The sequence below is a fragment of the Natrinema sp. LJW11 genome (assembly GCF_056135975.1).
Genome location: NZ_JBWBDM010000009.1, coordinates 19,006 through 36,936 on the forward strand (window position 1 = coordinate 19,006; position 17,931 = coordinate 36,936).

The following is a 17,931-nucleotide window of genomic DNA, read 5'->3' on the forward strand; positions in this document are numbered from 1 at the left end:
ATGACTGAACACGACATCACGCTGACGGTCAACGGAACGGAACACGAACTCACGGTCGAGCCGCGGACGCTCCTGGTTCACGCGCTCCGAGACGAACTCGGCTATACCGGAACGAACGTCGGCTGCGAGAGCAGTCTCTGTGGCGCGTGTACGGTCCACCTCGACGACGACGCGGTCAAGTCCTGTACGGTTCTGGCGGTACAGGCCGACGGCGCGACGATCGAGACGGTCGAGGGATTGGCCGAAGACGGCGAGTTCCACCCGATCCAGTCCGGATTTCAGGAGGAACACGGGCTCCAGTGTGGGTACTGCACCCCCGGGATGATGATGGCGGCCACCGATCTCCTTGCGGAGAACGCCGACCCCAGCCGCGAGGAGATCCGCGAGGGGCTCGAGGGGAACCTCTGTCGGTGTACGGGCTACCAGAACATCGTCAACGCGGTCGAGAACGCGGCCGACGAGCTGCACGCGGGGGCCGTCGCCGACGGGGGCTGTCCGGCCGACGCCGCGGACGGGTCGGGATCGTGCTGTGGCTCCGCTGCCGACGACGTACGCTGGCCCGACGACGGAGGTGCGTCGGAATGAGCATCGACTCGATCGATCCGGACGAGGTCGACGCCGCCGACATCCTCGGCTCGGCGATCGAGCGCCGAGAGGATCCCGCGCTGCTCACCGGCGACGCGGAGTACACCGACGACATCCAACTCCGGGGGACGGTCCACATGGCGATCTGCCGGAGCCAGCACGGCCACGCGAAGCTCGAGGGCGTCGACACGAGCGAGGCCGAAGCGATGGACGGGGTCGTCGGCGTCTACACCCACGACGACCTCCACCGCGAGGACACGCCGGGAGGGGGATCTCACTCGCTCCCGGTCGGCTGGCTGCTCGACAGCCTTCGGCAGGTCGACCATCCGATACTGGCGAACGAGCGGGTCCGGTATCAGGGCGACGCGATCGCGGTCGTCGTCGCCGAGGACCGGTACCTCGCCCACGACGCGGTCGACGCCATCGATGTCGACTACGAGCGACTCGACGCCGTGACCGATCCGGTCGACGCCCTCGAGGAGGACGCGGCCGAACTCCACGCCGACGCCGAGAACAACGTCGCGTTCGACTGGGAGATCGGTGACGCCGAGCGGACCGAGGAGGCGTTCGAGTCGGCCGCACACACGGCGAGTATCGACCTCGAGAACCAGTTGCTCATCCCGAACGCGATGGAACCGCGGGCCGCCGTCGCTGACTACAGTCCCGGAACGGACGAACTCGACGTGTTCATGACCTCCCAGAACCCGCACCTACACCGCCTGCTCATGTCGGGGGTGATCGGCCATCCGGAGCACAAACTGCGGATCAAGGCCCCGGAGGTCGGTGGCGGGTTCGGGAGCAAGATCCACCACTACGCCGACGAGGCGCTGGTGGCGTGGGTCGCCAAACACCTCGAGCGGCCGGTCAAGTGGACCGCCACTCGCACGGAGACGTACAAGACCGACGCGCAGGGACGCGGGCACGTGACGACGGCCGACCTCGCGATGGACGAGAGCGGTAAGATCGTCGGTCTCCGCGTCGACACGAAGGCGAACCTCGGCGCGTATCTTTCGACGTTCGCGCCCGCCGTCCCGACGTACCTCTACGGAACGTTGCTCTCGGGGCAGTACGACATTCCGGCGATCCACTGCTCCGTGGCCGGCGCGTTCACGAACGTGCCGCCGGTCGACGCCTATCGGGGTGCCGGCCGTCCGGAGGCGTCGTTCGTGATCGAGCGACTGGCGAAGCTCGGCGCCGAGGAGATGGGAATGGACCCCGCCGAGTTCAGGCGGCGAAACTTCGTCCCCGAGGACGCGTTCCCCTACGAGACGCAGGTCGCCGTCGTCTACGACAGCGGCGATTACGAGAAAGCGCTCGACGAGGCCCTCGAGATGGTCGACTACGAGTCGTTCCGCGAGCGCCGGGAGGACGCCCGTGCGGACGGCCGCTACCTCGGCATCGGTTTCTCCTGTTACATCGAGGCCTGCGGGTTAGCGCCGTCGGAACTCGCCGGCCAACTCGGCGCACAGGCCGGACTCTGGGAGTCGAGCCTCGTTCGGTTCCACCCCTCCGGAACCGTCACGGCGTACTGCGGCACGTCGGGACACGGACAGGGGCACGCGACGACGTACGCGCAGATCGTCGCGAACGAACTCGGCATCCCCTACGAGGACGTCGAGGTCGTCGAGGGGGACACGGACGAGATCCCCCACGGAATGGGGACGTACGGCTCCCGGTCGGCGGCGGTCGGCGGGAGTTCGCTGGTCAAGAGTTCCGAGAAGCTCGTGGAGAAGGGGCGCGAGATCGCGGCCCACCAGCTCGAGGCCGATCCGGCCGACATCGAGTTCGAAGGCGGCGAATTCCGGGTCACGGGCGCGTCCGGCCGATCGATCGGGATCAAAGCGGTCGCCCAGCAGTCCTATCTCGCACACGACATTCCCGAGGAGATGGAGCCCGGCCTCGAGGCCACGTCGTTCTACGATCCGGACAACTTCGTCTTCCCGTTCGGAACCCACGTCGCGGTCGTGGAGGTCGACCCGAAGTCGGGAGAGATCGAGTTCGACCAGTACGTTGCCGTCGACGACGTCGGCAACCAGATCAACCCGAAGATCGTCGAGGGACAGGTCCACGGCGGCGTCGCCCAGGGCGTCGGCCAGGCGCTCTACGAGGGCGCGGAGTACGACTCGAACGCACAGCTCCTGACGGGATCGATGCAGGACTACGCCGTCCCCAAGGCGATGCACATCCCCGAGATGGAAACGGGGTCGACCGTCACCGAGAGCCCGCACAATCCGCTCGGCGTCAAGGGAGTCGGCGAAGCCGGGACGATCGCGGCCCCGCAGGCCGTCGTGAACGCGGTCACGGACGCCCTCGAGCCGTTCGGCGTCGACCACGTTGAGATGCCGATGACGGCCGAACGGATCTGGAACGCCGTCGACGGACGAACCGAACCTGAGACCGGGACCGAGACGCCGGCCGCTGCCGCGGACGGTGGAACGGACGATTCGGACACCGCCGCAGATGGCGGAACTGCCGACTCGGAGGTCGGCGGTGCCAACGAGACTGACGACCCCGACGCTGCCGCCGACGGAACCGGAGGTGATTCGTGATGTACCCCGACGAGTTCGACTACTACGAGGCGACGACGGTCGAGGAAGCGATCGACCTGCTCGAGGACAACGCGATGGAAGAGACGGAGCTGCTGGCTGGCGGTCACAGTCTGCTCCCGGCGATGAAGACCGGGCTCTCGAGCCCCGACGTTCTGATCGACATCGGCGAGGTCGACGCGCTCCACGGGGTCGCCGTCGACGACGAGACGCTCACGATCGGCGCGATGAACCGCTACAGCGACGTACTCGGATCCGAAGACGCCCACGAACACGCGCCGGCGCTGACCGCGGCGGTCGAACGGGTGGGCGACCGACAGGTCCGCAACCGAGGCACGATCGGCGGCAACCTCGCGCACGCGGATCCGGCCTCCGATCTCCCCGGCGCCGCGTTGGTCTCCGACGCGACGCTGGTCGTGCAGGGCCCCGACGGCGAGCGCACGATTCCCGCGGACGAGTTCTATTACGGGATGTACGCGACGGACCTCGGTCCCGCGGAGCTCCTCACGCGGATCGAGGTCCCCTCGGCGGCCGACGCCGTCGGAACCTACGCGAAGAAGCCGAGTCCGTCCTCGGGATACGCGATGGTCGGCGTCGCGGCCCTGCTGACGGTCGACGACGGAACCGTCGCGTCGGCCAGAATCGGTGCGAACGGCGCGATGGATCACGGGGTTCGACTCGAGCCGGTCGAAGAGTCCCTGACCGGTGAGTCGCTCGACGAGGAGACGATCGCGACGGCCGCCGGCCGCGCGACCGACGACCTCGATACGGCGCTCATGATGGACGACCTGCAGGCGTCGGGCGAGTTCCGCGCCCAACTGCTCGAGGTGTACACCGAGCGCGCACTCGAAGCGGCGGTCGACCGGCTCTCCGCACCCGCGGCTGCGGACTGACCGAGCGTGAACGAGAACGCGCTTCGCGACGGACCGAACGTCGAACGAACCGGCGAACCCTCCCTACCTACATGACGGACGAACCGCCCGCGACGTTCGCAGACCTGACGGAGTCCGACGTCCGTTCAGCGTTCGCGACGGAGGACTACGTCGCCGAAGACGAGATCGTCACCACCGTACTCCTGGCGCTGCGATTGGGAAAGCCGCTGCTGGTCGAGGGAGAGCCGGGTGCCGGGAAGACGGAACTCGCCAAAGTGTTGGCGTCGACCCTCGGAAGCGAACTGATACGGCTGCAGTGTTACGAGGGTTTGACAGCCGAACACGCGCTCTACGAGTGGAACTACACGAAACAGTTGCTCGCGGTTCAGCGAGGAGACGACCCCGAATCGTCGGTGTTCGCCGAGGAATACCTGCTGGAACGGCCACTGCTACGAGCGCTTCGAAGCGATGCCGATCGGCCGCCGGTCCTGCTGGTCGACGAGGTCGACCGCGCCGACGACGAGTTCGAGGCGCTGTTGCTCGAGGTGCTCTCGGACTTTCAGGTATCGGTCCCGGAACTGGGGACGATCTCGGCCGACCGGTCGCCGATCGTGATCGTCACGTCAAACCGAACGCGAGCGTTGAGCGACGCGCTCAAGCGCCGCTGTCTGTACCTGTACGTCGAACCACCGTCCCTCGAGAAGGAGACTGCCATTCTCCGCCGGAAGGTACCGCAATTGGACGACACCGTCGCCGCGGACCTCTGTGCGATCGCCGCTCGTCTCCGCGAGGAACCGCTGCGAAAACCGCCCGGCGCGGCCGAAACCATCGACTGGGCTCGAGCGATCGCCTCGCTGCGCGACGACGGCGACGGGACGCTCGAGCGGGAAACGATCCGAAACACGCTCGGCTGTCTGCTCAAAGCGGGCGAGGACGTCAACCGAGTCGACGACGACCTTATAACGGAACTGCTCGAGGCCGCCGAGCGAGCGGGAGGTGACGCGTGAGCGAGCGCGCGGACGAGACCGACGCGGACGTCCACGACCACGTCCGGACGGAACTCGTCCGATTCGTCCGTGAACTCCGCCGTAGCGGCGCTGCCGTCCCGGCCAACGCCGGAACGACCGCAGCCAGGGCGATCGTCGAAGTCGGACTCGAGGATCGCGGCCGCGTTCGAACGGCGTTGCGGGCCAGTCTCCTCACCGACAACGAGGATTTCGACGCGTTCGACCGGTCGTTCGAGACGTTCTGGCGTCGGCTCACGAGGGACATCGAGGACGGACGACCGTCCGCTCCGATCGACGACGGACTCGAGGCTGCCCTCGAGTCGCCCGGTGATCCCGGCGCGGACGGGGACGATTCGAACGGATCCGGCGGTCTCGAGGACGCCGATCGCGTCACCGGGCGTTCGCTCGCCGAATCGTTTGCAGCGGCGGTTCCTGACGCCGCCGAAGACGACGTGAACGGGGCAACGACGGCGCTGTACAGTCCGTCGGGATCGGCCGAGGCGGTCGACGGACGACTCCCGACTGATTCGAGGGGGCTCGCAACGCCGTTTCGCGACCTCACTCGAGTACTTGGCGGGTTGCAGGGGCGGCGGTTCCAGTCGGGGACCGACCGCGCCGACATTCGGCGGGCGCTCCGCGCGAGCGTGAGTACCGGCGGGACCGTCCTCTCGGTCCCGAAGCGAGACCGCCGACGAACGGCAGTCCAAGCGGTACTGTTGGTCGACGTAAGCCGATCCGTTCTCGACACCATCGATCGCGGGTTCCTGATCGAATTCCTTCGGCGGGCCCGTCGCGAGTGGCGGGACGCTCGCGTGTTCTTCTTCGACGAGGATCTCAGGGAGGTGACCCGCGCCCTCGACGCGGAGTCGGCGGCGACGGCGTTCGAGGCGCTCGAGGCCGCGGAGACAGCCTGGGGCGGCGGAACGCGAATCGGACGCTCGTTCGGCCGACTCCGCGAGACGGCACCCGAAGCCGTGGATCGAAACACGGCCGTGCTCGTCGTCAGCGACGGCCTCGAGCGGGGTGACGTCGACGCCCTCGAGCGCGAACTCTCGTGGATCGATCGCAGAGGCGAGCGGGTGCTGTGGTTGAATCCGCTGGCGACGGCGCCGTCCTACGAGCCGACCGCTCGCGGAATGGCCGCCGCGGTTCCGTATATCGACGGTCTGTTCGCGTTCGCCGGACCGGACGACGTCGCCGAACTGGCGCGGCAACTCCGACGGCGAGACGGAAGCGGCCGAATTGGCTACGAGTTCGATGCGCGGTCGAATCGGCGGACGACTACCCGAACGACGAATCAACCATGAGCACGAGCGACTGGAGTCTCCCGGAAACGGCGGTGTTCGATCGAATACGAACGACACTCGACGACGAGACGGCGGCCGTCCTGGCGACGGTGATCGCGGTCGACGGGAGCGCGTACCGCCGCCCGGGTGCCAAGATGCTCATCCATCCCGACGGCGGGGGAGCGGGAAGCATTACGGCGGGATGTCTGGAGGACGAGGTCCGCGCGCTGGCGGCCGACGTACTGGCCGACGGGTCCCCGCGCGTCGAGACGTGGGATCTGACCGGCGACGATGACGTCTGGGGTCTCGGGATCGGCTGTAACGGCGTGATAACGGTCCTGCTGGAGTCCCTCGACGAGTCGTATCGACCGGTCGTCGACGCTCGAGGCGCCGGCGACGCGATCGGCGTCGCTACCGTCGTCGGCGACGAGCCCGATATCGACCTCGCCGTCGGTGATCGGGCGCACTACGCACCGGACGACGGGTTCGCCGACGACACCGATCTCCCGGCGGCGGTACTCGACGAACTCGAGGAGCCGACGCGAACGCTCGTTGCGACCGGGAAGAGCGAGACGCTGACCGTCGAGACGGACGCCGGACGCGTCGAGGTATTCGTGGACGGGGTGCGGCCGCCGCCGGAGCTCGTCGTGTTCGGGTCCGGTCACGACGTCGAACCGGTCGTCGAGCTGGCGAACCGCGTCGACTTCCGCGTCACGGTCGTCTCGTTTCGCGGCGGCCGCGCGGACGACGATCGGTTCCTCCGGGCCGACGGCGTCGTTTCGGCGTCGCCGCGAGAGATACCGGACCTCCGAGAGTGGAACGCGGACACGTACGCGGTGGTGATGAGCCACAACTTCCTCGACGATCGTCTCGCCCTAGAACAGTTGCTGGAGACGCCGACCGAGTACATCGGGATAATGGGGCCTCGGAAACGGTTCGAAGAGATGCGCGAGGAGTTCGCCGCGGAGAACCGCCCGATCACCGACGCGGACCTCGAGCGGATCTACACGCCGATCGGATTGAGCCTCGGCGGGGACGCGCCGTCTCAGATCGCGCTCAGTATCGTCGCGGAGGTCGTCGCGGTCGCGAACGATCGAACGCCCCAACACCTCAGCCGGCGAGGCGGTCCGATCCACGACCGCGCGGAAACGGACTGATATGGATCGAGACGACGCCGAAGACGCCGCCGATGATCGGTCAGGTACTATGCTCGCCCGAACGTGGGTTATCGCCGCGAATTTTCGGACCCCCGCCGACTACGGCGTTCCGACTGCGCCGTCGTTCCCCGCGGAACGTCGGGCTGACGGGTCGCTGGTGCTGATCGACCCCGACGACTCGACGCCGGTGATGACCGTCGGAGAAACGGTACCCGTTCGACGGTAGGTTCACGCGTCGGAGCGGGCTGCGTGATCGGTTCGAATCGCTCGTCTTCGCGGTCGGGCAGGCGGCGTCCGTCTCTGTTCTTCGCCGATCAAATCCCGATCGTCCGGTCGCCGACAGCGTCCGCTACCGATAGTCAGGTAACTACATTCGACCACGATAGTCTACTTCCAGTGCGATTTTGAAACCAGTTCTAGTTACTAGCGACGAGCGAGTATGGATAGCGTTATCGGCGTTTTGTTCGTCGGTCTACGTACGGCGGTGACGTTCGGATACGGTCCGAATCAGTCCGCTGTACGTATACTCATGACTATCGAAACGAAAGACCGGTATCAGCTGTTTATCGACGGCGAGTTCGTAGCGGCGTCGACCGGCGAATCGATCACGACTACGGATCCGTCGACCGGTGACGCCATCGCGCAGTTCGCGGCGGCGACCAGTACGGACGTCGACCGGGCGGTCGAGGCCGCTCGCGACTCGCGTAGCGAGTGGCAAGCAAAATCACCCGTCGAACGCGGTCGGATCGTCCATCGGTTCGCGGCTATCCTCCGAGACCACGCCGACGACCTCGCCCGAATCGAAAGTCTCGATCAGGGGAAACCCATCTCTCAGGCGCGTAGCGACGTCGACGACGCGGTCCGTTACTTTGAGTATTACGGGGGCGCCGCCGACAAACTCGAGGGAAAGAGCGTCCCGAGAGGGGCGGAGACGCTCGACGTGACCACCCGCGAGCCCTACGGGGTCAGCGGCCAGATCGTTCCGTGGAACTTTCCGTTGAGCATCACCGCTCGCGGCGTGGCTCCCGCACTCGTGGCCGGGAATACGGCCGTAGTGAAACCGGCACCGACGACGCCGCTCTCGGCACTCCACTTCGCCGAACTCTGTCGGGAAGCGGGCGTTCCGGACGGCGTCGTTAACGTCGTGACCGGCGGCGCGGAACCGGGCGCAGCGCTGTCGTCACACGACGACGTCGACCAGCTCACGTTCACGGGAAGCGTCCCCACGGGCGAGGCCGTGATGAAATCCGCTGCCGAAACGATCACGCCCGTAACGCTCGAGTTAGGCGGCAAGAACCCCGCGATCGTGATGCCCGATGCGGATCTCGACGAGGCCGCGTTCTGGGTCGCGACCGGAATCTTCACGAACGCCGGTCAGATCTGTTCGGCGGCCGATCGAGCCCTCGTTCACGAGTCGGTTTACGACGAGTTCGTCGAGCGACTCGTCGACCGAGCGGAATCGTACACACTCGGGCCCGGTTCAGACGATCCGGATATGGGACCGCTCAACCACGCCGACCACTTCGAGACCGTACTGGACTACATCGATACCGGCGTCAGCGAAGGGGCCGCCCTCGAGACCGGCGGCGAACCGCTCCATCGAGGCGGCTATTTCCTTCCGCCGACGGTCTTCACCGATGTCGATCCCGAAATGCAGATCGCTCAGGAGGAAATCTTCGGTCCCGTTCTTTCGGTGATTCCGTTCTCCGACCGCGAGGAGGCGATCGACATCGCGAACGACGTCGAGTACGGACTCACCGGTGGCGTATTCTCTCGAGACATCAAGCAGGCACTGGGACTCGCCCGCGATATCGACGCGGGAAGCGTCTACGTAAACGAGTGGTTCGGCGGGTCGGTCGAAACCCCGTTCGGCGGGATGAAAAAGAGCGGAATCGGTCGTGAGAAGGGGCTCGAAGCGCTCGAATCGTATCTTCAGACGAAAAACATCTCCGTGAATCTCGATGAGAATCCCCAGTGAACGATATCTCCGCGACTGCTCGTTGTTGGTTGGCTGACGCCTAGACCAACCAGAACGGATACCAAATTCATACGACATACCAGTTCCTTTGTTTCAGCAATTCTCACATATCGTGATAGGGTGTCCTGGATTCTCAGTTTTGTCCCTACAAAACATGCACAATTGGTATATGAGTGCGTCTTACCTCCCTAACAAGTCGTAAAATGTCCTCGAAGACCAGCTTCGCGGACACTAGTCTGATTCGTATACTGTACGGCTCTTCGGCACTGTCTAGTTCAGCACCTCCTCGACCGGCGTCTTTCCGTCGAGAGCATGATGCGGTCTCTGACGGTTGTAGGAATGCATGAACTGTTCAAGCCGCTCGCGGACGCTCGACCGACTGCCCACCCACGAATTATGGAAGCGGCCAACCCGAAATTTGAGGGTGTGAAACCATTTTTCGATCAGGTCTCGGTCGGTATAGTTGACCCGACCGCTCAATCCTAGCCGAGAGAGGGCAGTCCGAGAGACGAATTGATCGACGAGAAACTCAGCCTCGGAAAGATCGTGTTCCTCGTCGAGTCGATGCAGAAACGCAGCCGCCGGATCAGTGCCGTGCCGACCAAATAACGCGACGTCGAGAATCAGTTTTGTATCGGTGTCTATTGCAGCGTACAACCACGACCATTCGCCGTTGATCTTGACAGCGGTCTCGTCAACAGCGATCCGCGACGGCGATGTCGTCAGTGGGCTCCCAGAGCGCCTCGAATCCAGCCGGTGGCGAGTTGTCGTCCTCCCCTTCGCTCGTCGGACTATCAGTGTCGTCGTCCGGATCAGTTGTGTCACCGTCACCTGAACAGCCAGCAAGGGACGCGAACCCCGTCATCGCCACGAGTTGCAGTGCCCGTCGCCGATCTACCGATCGATTAGTCATGGAGGGGCATTCGAAGAAGCCACTGGTAAAGTACGAGACTACGTGATTAGCGTCTCCGGTGCAGTGGTAACTTTCGCACGGCCAACGTTACGGATGGACGGAAAGGATTTCAGCAGTGGACTTCCAACCCGGACACGCCACGCTAGTCCTGCGATGGGTGGAGAAAACGGGTGTCGATAGCCAGTAGACGGACGAGCAGGGACGTCCGAACTCGCGCTCCCGGTTCGACTTGTACTCGAGGAGTCGGCGCTCGAACCCGTCGGCGGCCGTACTCGAGACGGTCCGGAATCGCCTCGCGAGTACCGGTCATATCGGCGCGACGGACGGGGGAACGGAAACACGGTGTCGGCGGTACGGGAGCGTTCCCCATCGTTCGGATCCCGGCCATCACCCGACAGCGGACGGATTCGAATCCGCCGAGGCGAAGCAGCGAGGAACCGTCCTCTCTCGAGCGGAGCGGTTCCGCAGAGAATCGGCGACTATCCGTGCCGAGCGACGCAGCGTCGCGGTTTCTGACACCGGCATATCACATAGTATATCAGAACGGATTGCGTGGCGCTACGCATGAAAGCAGGTGTGCTCGGCGTCGTCGACGGGACGTTCAAGGTCGTCGACTCGTTCGCGGAGACGGTCACCGAGGACGGGCACGAACTCGAGCGGTGTCTCACGATCGACCGCGTGTTCTCGCTGCCGTCGGGGGAGATGGCCTTCGAGGGACGGGCGGCCGCCGACGCGATCGCGAACGAAACCGCGACGGCGATCGAAAACGGCGAGATCCGCGTCGACGAGCGAGAGCGGACCGTCACGCGGTACGCCGAGTTCGTCGGCATCCCGGGCGAGTTCGTCGTCGTCGACAGCGGCGACGGCGGCTTCGCGTTCGATTTCATCGGGAGGGAGACGAACTCGAGCATCGAGCGGGCGACGGTCGATCTCGACGAGTTCGTCGCGGCCCGCGAGGGAGCGACGCCGTGGAAAGCCGGGTTCTACGGGCCCGACGACACCGACGTCAACGGGGTCTTTCACGGCGAGGACCTTCGCGACGAGATGGGCGACGTGCTCGAGACGTCGTCTCTCAACCAGCTCGGGCTCTCCTACGAGCACGACGGCGACGACGTGAAGATGACGGCCACCCGAAGCGGTTACGTGGAACTCTATCGTCCCGCTTCGTTCGACTCCGCGGACTTTCTCGAGTATCTTCGCGAAGAAATACTCCCGTCCCTCGAGTGACTGGGCGCGATTCTCAGCCGTTTCTGTTCGGCTCGGTCGAAGACGACTGTCTGGCCAGACGACTTTTCCGTCTTTGAGAGGGAACGTACTAGAAACCGATGTCCGAAACCGATGTCAATTCGAACCCCCTGTGGTCCCGCTTCACGCCGAGACCGCCAGTATCGTTTCCGCTCGGAGCGCTCGTATGAGCACCCCTCCCTCCGGCGAAGGGCGAACGAGAAACGCGGCGCTCTCGAGCGGGCTCCGGCGGTGGTCCGTGGTCGCTGTCGGCGTATTCCTCGCCGTCGTCTCGATCGCCGGTGGGCTCGTCGACGGCCCCGTCAGTAGCAACGGGCACGTCGAAATTCCGCTGCTCGCCTCCGTCGCAATCATCGGAGCGGGGGTAGTGATTCAACGCACCGATTTCGGCGCCGGCGATATTTCGGCCGTCGCCGTCTGGATCGTCACGACCGCGGTGATGTTCGGCGGTGTCGTGATGAGTGCGGCGGTGGTCATGTCGAACGATCCGATTCCGGTCGGGAGTACCATTCTCACGTTCATGGCGCCGATCGGCGCCCTCGGCGGAAGCGTTGCGGGCTATTACGACGCTCGTCGCCGAAAGCAACACCGAGTAACGAAACGAACGGAACGCGCACTCGAGACGGCGACTGACGGGATCGCCATCCTGAACGGCGCCGACGAGTACGTCACGGTAAACCAGTCGCACGCGGACATCTACGGCTACGACGATCCGGCCGCAATGGTCGGGGAAACGTGGGACATCTGTTACTCGGACGAGGAAACGACCCGACTCGAGAACGATGTCTTCCCGGTACTGGACGAGCGCAACGAGTGGCGAGGCGAGGCGACCGGTCGGCGCGCTGACGGAAGTACGTTCCCCCAAGAACTGACGCTGACCCGAATGGAAGACGGCGGGATCGTTTGCATCGCCCGTGACATCACCGACCAGCGAGAGCGGGAACGGCAGTATCGGCAGCAAAAACGGCGACTACAGACGATCGTCGAGAACGTCCCGATCGTCTTGTTCGCCTTCGAGCCCGACGGTACGCTCACGCTCTCTGAAGGAAAGAGTCTGGAAACGCTCGGTCTCGAGCCGGGCCAAGCGGTCGGCGAGTCGATGTTCGACATGTACGCCGATGTCCCCGAAGTGCTCGAGGCCTGCGAGCTGGCCCTCGCCGGCGAGACCGTTCATCGGACCGCAAGGCTCGGCCCGCTCGTCCTTGAAGCCTGGATGACGCCCGTAACCGACGACGACGGAACCGTCACGCAGGTCATCGGAACGGGGATGGACGTCACCGAACAACACGAGTGGACCGAGCAACTGACCGCACTCCACGATGCCAGCCGGCAACTGACGTATACGAACAGCATCGAGAGCGTCGCCGAAACGACCGTCACTATCGCTGAAACGGTCCTCGATAGTCCGGTCTCGACGCTGTGGCGGTACGACGACGAAACGGACAGTCTGCACCCGGTCGCGATGACCGATTCGACGAGTACGTTACTCGAGGTGGAGACGGTCGAGGACCTCTCGCCGGTCCGTTCGGATCGGCTCGGAATGGAGGTGTTCCGAAGCGGCGAATCCCGGCTGATAGCGGACTATCGGACGGTCGGGAACAGGGCCTTCGATTGGGCGCTCGGCTCCGTACTTATCGTCCCGCTCGGCGAGTACGGGATCCTCCAGGTCGGAAAGCGTGATGTCGACGCGATCGATTCGCAGAGCAGACAGCTAATCGAGATACTCGGATTGAACGCACAGGCCGCGTTGGATCGGGCCGAACGCGAACAACTCTTGCGAGAGCGAACCGAGGAACTCGAGATGCGGACCTCCCAGATGGAGTTCATCAACAGCATTCTCAGACACGACATCCTCAACGGGATGACGGTCATCCGCGCCCGCGCGGAATTCCTCGAGGCGGATCTGGACGACCAGGCGGGCGAGTACGCTGAGACCATCGTCCGATGGTGTGACGATATTAGCGGGTTCATCGAGCGGGTTCAAACCGTGCTGAACGCGTTGAGTGACGAGGACGCGATCGCACTGAAACCGGTCGAGGCGACCGCCCTGTTCGAATCGGAGTTCGAGCAACTTCGGCAGACGTATCCCGACGTGACCTTCGACTCCTCGATGCCCGACGAGGCGTGGGTGCAGGCGGACGAATTGCTCGACGATCTGCTGAGTAACATCGCACGAAATGCCATCGAGCACAACAATCGGGAGGACCTCTGCGTGAGCGTGAGCATCGACCCGGGGCCGGAGTCGACGACGATCCGCGTCGCCGACAACGGGCGCGGTATTCCCGCGGACAGGCGCGAGGTCGCGTTCAGACGCGGGGAGTCCCACGCGAAATCCACCGGTTCCGGATTCGGACTGTTCTTCGTCGACGTCATGGTCGACGCGTACGGCGGCGATATCCGTATCGAGGACAACGACCCGGGCGCGGCCTTCGTGATAGAACTCCCCACTTCGAGCGATGGGCCGGTCGAGAGCCCAAAGAGGGAAACCCGATGACTGTGAACGAAGAGCCGATGAATCCGGCTGACGAACCGGTCGTCCTCGTCGTCGAGGACGAACCGGACGTCGCTGAAACGTACGAGCTCTGGCTCGCCGCGGACTACGACGTCCGCCTCGCCGAATCGGGAGCCGACGCCCTCGAGACGATAGACGAGAGCATCGATATCGTGTTGCTCGATCGGATGATGCCCGGCATGTCCGGGACCGAGGTGCTGGCGAAGATCCGCGATCGGGGCTACGATTGCCGCGTCGCGATGGTGAGTGCCGTCGACCCTGACTTCGACATCATCGAGATGGGGTTCGACGATTACATCACGAAACCGCCGACCAGAGACGGCCTCAGGGAGACGGTCCGAGAGCTCGGTGAGCGCGGCCAGCGAGCCGAACGGGTCCAGAAGTACCGGTCGTTGCTCGCCAAACAGGCCGCACTCGAGACTCAGAAGACCGAGGACGAACTCGAGTCGAGCGAGGAGTACGCCAAACTGCAGGAGCGAATCGAGTCGGTTCAGACCGACCTCGAGGCGGACCAGGATCGATTGCTCGACGACGCCGAATTCGTCGGCTCGCTTCGCGCGTTCGACGACGAGGAACTATGAGTGATGACGGCTATCAAACAGCGGAAACGCAGTCCGAGTCGTATCAGATCGGCGATGCAGTGCCGGTCCCGGGATTCGACACCGTTCCCCCGGGGACGAACGTCCTCGTGTCGGGGCCGCCGATGCTCGGGAAACAGCGACTCGCGCTGGACCTGCTGGCGGTCGGGTCGCAAACGGAACACGCGATCACTGTTACGCCCGATACGAACGGGACTCGCCTTCGGCGGGCCTACGGAAGCGTTCAGAACGCGAACGCCGGCCGGTTTCACGTCATCGACTGTACCGGCGCGACTGGCAAGGGATCGATGAACGACACGAGGGCGATGAAGTACGTCTCGTCGCCCGGCGACCTGACCGGTATCGGGATGGGGATCGTCAAGTGTACCCGCGATATCGGCTCCGAAGCCGAACGCGGGCTTCGGCTCTCGGTGCTGTCGGTATCGACGCTCGTGCAGTACGCGGACTCCCAGCGCGTGTTTAACTTTTTACACACCATAACCGGACGCGTCTCGGCGGCGGAGTATCTCGGCGTGACGACGCTCGATCCGACCGCACACGACACGCAGGACGTCAACACGTTCACCTCGCTCTTCGACGCAGTCGTCGAACTCAGGGAAGCGGACGACGGATCGCGAGAGATCCGCGTCGTCGGCTGGCCCGAAGCGCCGCGAACGTGGCACGAGTTTTGAGCGGCCGGGTTTGCCCGGCGACACGCCGAGCAGTGACCACGGCTGCGGATGACCACGTAACCGGCATTCCGTTCGGGGAAGCCCACTCCTCAAGGGGGCTGAGACTCTCAGTACGGCCGTGAGCAGCAACTCGATTACAAACGAGAGCGATACGTTCGAAATCGGCGATTCGACCGTTCATCGGCTGGGTTTCGGTGCGATGCGCCTCACCGGCGAGAACATCATCGGCGCGCCCGAGGACGAAGAGACCGCACGCGAAGTCGTCGAGCACGCGGTCGACTGCGGCGTCGACCTCATCGACACGGCCGACTCCTACGGCCCCGCCGCGAGCGAACGCCTCATCGGCGAGGCGATCGGCGACCCCGACGACGTACTGGTCGCGACCAAGGCCGGCCTGCTGCGCAACCGCGAGGGCGACTGGATCGCACACGGCGATCCGGACTACATCCGCAATCAGGTGCTCACCTCGCTCGATCGGCTTCAGACGGACACCATCGATCTCTTCCAGTTCCACCGTCCCGACGGCGACACGCCGTACGCGGACTCCGTCGCGACCTTCGCGGAACTCAAAGACGAGGGAATCGTCGACTCGGTCGGCGTCAGCAACGTCTCCGCCGAACTCCTCGATCAGGCCCGCGAACAGGTCGAAATCGAGACCGTCCAGAACCGGTACAACCTGAACGACCGGGGGAGTCGGGAGGTCCTCGAGATCTGTGACGACGAGGGTATCGGCTTCATCCCGTGGGCCCCGATCAACGGCGACGATCTGGACGAACACGGCGACCTCCTCGACGAAATTGCGGCCGAGCACGACGCGACCCGACGACAGGTCGGGCTGGCGTGGCTGCTCGAGCGATCGGACGTGATGCTTCCCATCCCGGGCACCTCGGATCCGGACCACCTCGAGTCGAACGTCGCCGCGTCACGGCTCTCGCTCGGCGCCGACGAGGTACAGCGGTTGACCGAAGCGGCCGACTGAGACGGTCTGCTGTACCGACGTACCGGTGCGCCCACAGGACGCTTTCCGGTTGCGCCGGAACTGACTGACAGCAGTCCGTATGAGTGCCCGCACCCGTTTTTCCGGCTGGAACCGACTCGAGCGAACTGGAGAAAGCGACTCGAACTGATTCGGCCCGGCTCGCATCCCTCGAGCAGACACGGGTCGGCTACGCCCTCTCGAGCTGATACGAGCCACCTACGCGCCATCGAGTCTGCCCGCGATCCGCTGGGAAAGGTCGGTAAGGTAGAACGAGCCCCAGATCGCGGCGACGACGGCTCCGACGGCGTCGTAGACGAGGTCGACGATCGTATCGTTCAGACCGTGTTGTGCGAGGACCGCCTCGAGGCCGAGCCGTTGTGCGCTCCAGTCGATGCCGAACTCCATGAGTTCCCAGACGACGCCGAAGGCCAGGACGAACACGAGGATGAACGCGAACAGCATCGCGGGCGGAACGTAAATCTCGTCGGTGTGGAGGTCGATCGCTCGGACGACCGCGTAGCCCGCCGCGGCGACGATCGACGCCGAGATCGTGTGCGTCAGGCTATCCCACGGCCCGATCAGCGCGTAGAGGCCGGCCGAGCCGAGCACGTGGAGAAAGACGGCCGCGGTGAGCCAGAAGACGAGTCCCGGCTCGAGCGGGAGTTTGGCGTCCCGCTCGAGGAGAGCCGGAAGGACGGTGATTCCGAGTGCGATCGCGGCGTTCGAGACCGTCGTCAGGTCACGGGCGACGATCCCGTAACACAGGATACCGGCGAGTGCCGCCTGCATGGCGCGAGAGAGCAGCGTGACGAGTTCGTCGGGGGCGTCGAGTTGATCCCGGATCAGCGTCGGAACGGGATCCGATTCCGAGTCGGGTGGGGAGTCCTGCGACGCAGACGGGTGCCGGGTATCGACCTCGTCCACACCGTACGACCGGAAGTAACGGCTGAAAACGACCCCCGCGAGCAGGCCGGCGATCGCGGCGTACACGAAGTTGACCATTAGCGCGTGATTGGCCGCGTCCTGCGAGCGGCCGTCTATAATGTAGTTCGTTCCGAACGCCGCGTCGGCGAGCCACTGCGCGACGTTCCACGCGCCGGCGACGGCCAGCGTCGTGAACACGACGAGCACGACTGCGAACGCGTGGTTCATCCGGACTGCCGTGAATCGGTCGATCTCGACGGTAGCGACGAGTGCAACTGCGGCGACGGCGAGGTAGGTCGCGATCGACGTCAGGAACGACTCGCCGAGCACCGTCGCGTCGGCGACGGGCAGCAAGACGAGGACCAGCAGTTCCCAAGGCGGCATCGCGAGGGGATCCCGAAACGCAGCGACCGGGAGCAACACGATCGCGACCGCGAACGCGGTAAACGCGAGCCATCGGTACGAATCGGCGAGTCCGTGATTGAGAGCGAGCGCGACGAGCGCGATCGTGATGGCCCAGGCCAGCGCCGCGTTTCGCTGTGACCCGTCGAACGCCCCACCGAGTCGAGCATCCGCCATACACCTCCGTACGTGACGATGCTCCTAAACACGAGCGCATGACAAAGCCGCCGAACGGTCCCCTCGCGTCTCGAGTAG

The 17,931-nt window shown here is 64.8% G+C and carries 15 protein-coding genes and 1 pseudogene; 13 read left to right on the forward strand and 3 right to left on the reverse strand.

Annotation, left to right across the window (positions count from 1 at the left end; all coding sequences use genetic code 11):
• The 8 genes from AC0QDI_RS20815 (at window position 1) to AC0QDI_RS20850 (ending at window position 9,431) form a co-directional block, all read left to right on the forward strand.
• Window positions 1-585, forward strand: a complete 585-nt coding sequence (locus AC0QDI_RS20815; RefSeq protein WP_474671452.1) for a (2Fe-2S)-binding protein — start codon at window positions 1-3, stop codon at window positions 583-585.
• Window positions 582-3,134 (forward strand): xanthine dehydrogenase family protein molybdopterin-binding subunit, encoded by a 2,553-nt coding sequence (locus AC0QDI_RS20820; RefSeq protein ID WP_474671454.1) that lies wholly within the window; start codon window positions 582-584, stop codon window positions 3,132-3,134. The genes AC0QDI_RS20815 and AC0QDI_RS20820 overlap by 4 nt, the downstream gene beginning before the upstream one ends.
• Complete coding sequence (locus AC0QDI_RS20825; RefSeq protein WP_474671456.1) at window positions 3,134-4,024, forward strand: FAD binding domain-containing protein; 891 nt, start codon at window positions 3,134-3,136, stop codon at window positions 4,022-4,024. The genes AC0QDI_RS20820 and AC0QDI_RS20825 overlap by 1 nt, the downstream gene beginning before the upstream one ends.
• 71 nt (window positions 4,025-4,095) lie before the next feature.
• Entirely contained in the window at window positions 4,096-5,010 is a 915-nt protein-coding gene (locus AC0QDI_RS20830) for an AAA family ATPase (protein ID WP_474671458.1), read from the forward strand.
• Window positions 5,007-6,317 carry a VWA domain-containing protein gene (locus AC0QDI_RS20835; protein WP_474671460.1) on the forward strand — a complete coding sequence of 437 codons (1,311 nt, stop codon included), beginning with the start codon at window positions 5,007-5,009 and terminating at the stop codon, window positions 6,315-6,317. The genes AC0QDI_RS20830 and AC0QDI_RS20835 overlap by 4 nt, the downstream gene beginning before the upstream one ends.
• The gene (locus AC0QDI_RS20840; RefSeq protein ID WP_474671462.1) at window positions 6,314-7,453 is read left to right on the forward strand and encodes an XdhC family protein; all 1,140 of its coding nucleotides are present in this window, start codon (window positions 6,314-6,316) and stop codon (window positions 7,451-7,453) included. The genes AC0QDI_RS20835 and AC0QDI_RS20840 overlap by 4 nt, the downstream gene beginning before the upstream one ends.
• Window position 7,454: 1 nt before the next feature.
• Window positions 7,455-7,679: a hypothetical protein gene (locus AC0QDI_RS20845; RefSeq protein WP_474671464.1), complete on the forward strand. Its 225-nt coding sequence runs from the start codon at window positions 7,455-7,457 to the stop codon at window positions 7,677-7,679.
• 303 nt (window positions 7,680-7,982) lie between these two features.
• The gene (locus tag AC0QDI_RS20850; protein WP_474671466.1) at window positions 7,983-9,431 is read left to right on the forward strand and encodes an aldehyde dehydrogenase family protein; all 1,449 of its coding nucleotides are present in this window, start codon (window positions 7,983-7,985) and stop codon (window positions 9,429-9,431) included.
• 270 nt (window positions 9,432-9,701) lie between these two features.
• On the opposite strand, the pseudogene AC0QDI_RS20855 reads toward AC0QDI_RS20850, so the two are convergent.
• Window positions 9,702-10,145, reverse strand: a pseudogene (locus tag AC0QDI_RS20855) (DDE-type integrase/transposase/recombinase); the annotation flags it as partial.
• Entirely contained in the window at window positions 10,126-10,344 is a 219-nt protein-coding gene (locus AC0QDI_RS20860; protein ID WP_474671741.1) for a hypothetical protein, read from the reverse strand. The gene AC0QDI_RS20860 and the pseudogene AC0QDI_RS20855, both read right to left, overlap by 20 nt.
• A gap of 564 nt (window positions 10,345-10,908) precedes the next feature.
• Here AC0QDI_RS20860 and AC0QDI_RS20865 point away from each other — a divergent pair.
• From AC0QDI_RS20865 to AC0QDI_RS20885, 5 genes are all read left to right on the forward strand, one after another.
• On the forward strand, window positions 10,909-11,571 hold the full coding sequence (locus AC0QDI_RS20865; RefSeq protein WP_474671468.1) for a hypothetical protein: 663 nt from the start codon (window positions 10,909-10,911) through the stop codon (window positions 11,569-11,571).
• A gap of 184 nt (window positions 11,572-11,755) precedes the next feature.
• Window positions 11,756-14,083, forward strand: coding sequence for a PAS domain-containing protein (locus tag AC0QDI_RS20870; RefSeq protein ID WP_474671470.1), 2,328 nt, complete (start codon window positions 11,756-11,758; stop codon window positions 14,081-14,083).
• Window positions 14,080-14,682 carry a response regulator gene (locus tag AC0QDI_RS20875; protein WP_474671472.1) on the forward strand — a complete coding sequence of 201 codons (603 nt, stop codon included), beginning with the start codon at window positions 14,080-14,082 and terminating at the stop codon, window positions 14,680-14,682. Before AC0QDI_RS20870 ends, AC0QDI_RS20875 begins: the two co-directional genes overlap by 4 nt.
• Window positions 14,679-15,371 (forward strand): RAD55 family ATPase, encoded by a 693-nt coding sequence (locus tag AC0QDI_RS20880; protein ID WP_474671474.1) that lies wholly within the window; start codon window positions 14,679-14,681, stop codon window positions 15,369-15,371. The genes AC0QDI_RS20875 and AC0QDI_RS20880 overlap by 4 nt, the downstream gene beginning before the upstream one ends.
• 118 nt (window positions 15,372-15,489) lie before the next feature.
• Window positions 15,490-16,350 carry an aldo/keto reductase gene (locus AC0QDI_RS20885; RefSeq protein ID WP_474671476.1) on the forward strand — a complete coding sequence of 287 codons (861 nt, stop codon included), beginning with the start codon at window positions 15,490-15,492 and terminating at the stop codon, window positions 16,348-16,350.
• Between the two features lie 216 nt (window positions 16,351-16,566).
• Here the strand turns inward: AC0QDI_RS20885 and AC0QDI_RS20890 are convergent, their stop codons facing one another.
• Window positions 16,567-17,853 carry a DUF2238 domain-containing protein gene (locus AC0QDI_RS20890; RefSeq protein WP_474671478.1) on the reverse strand — a complete coding sequence of 429 codons (1,287 nt, stop codon included), beginning with the start codon at window positions 17,851-17,853 and terminating at the stop codon, window positions 16,567-16,569.
• Between the last annotated feature and the right edge of the window lie 78 nt (window positions 17,854-17,931).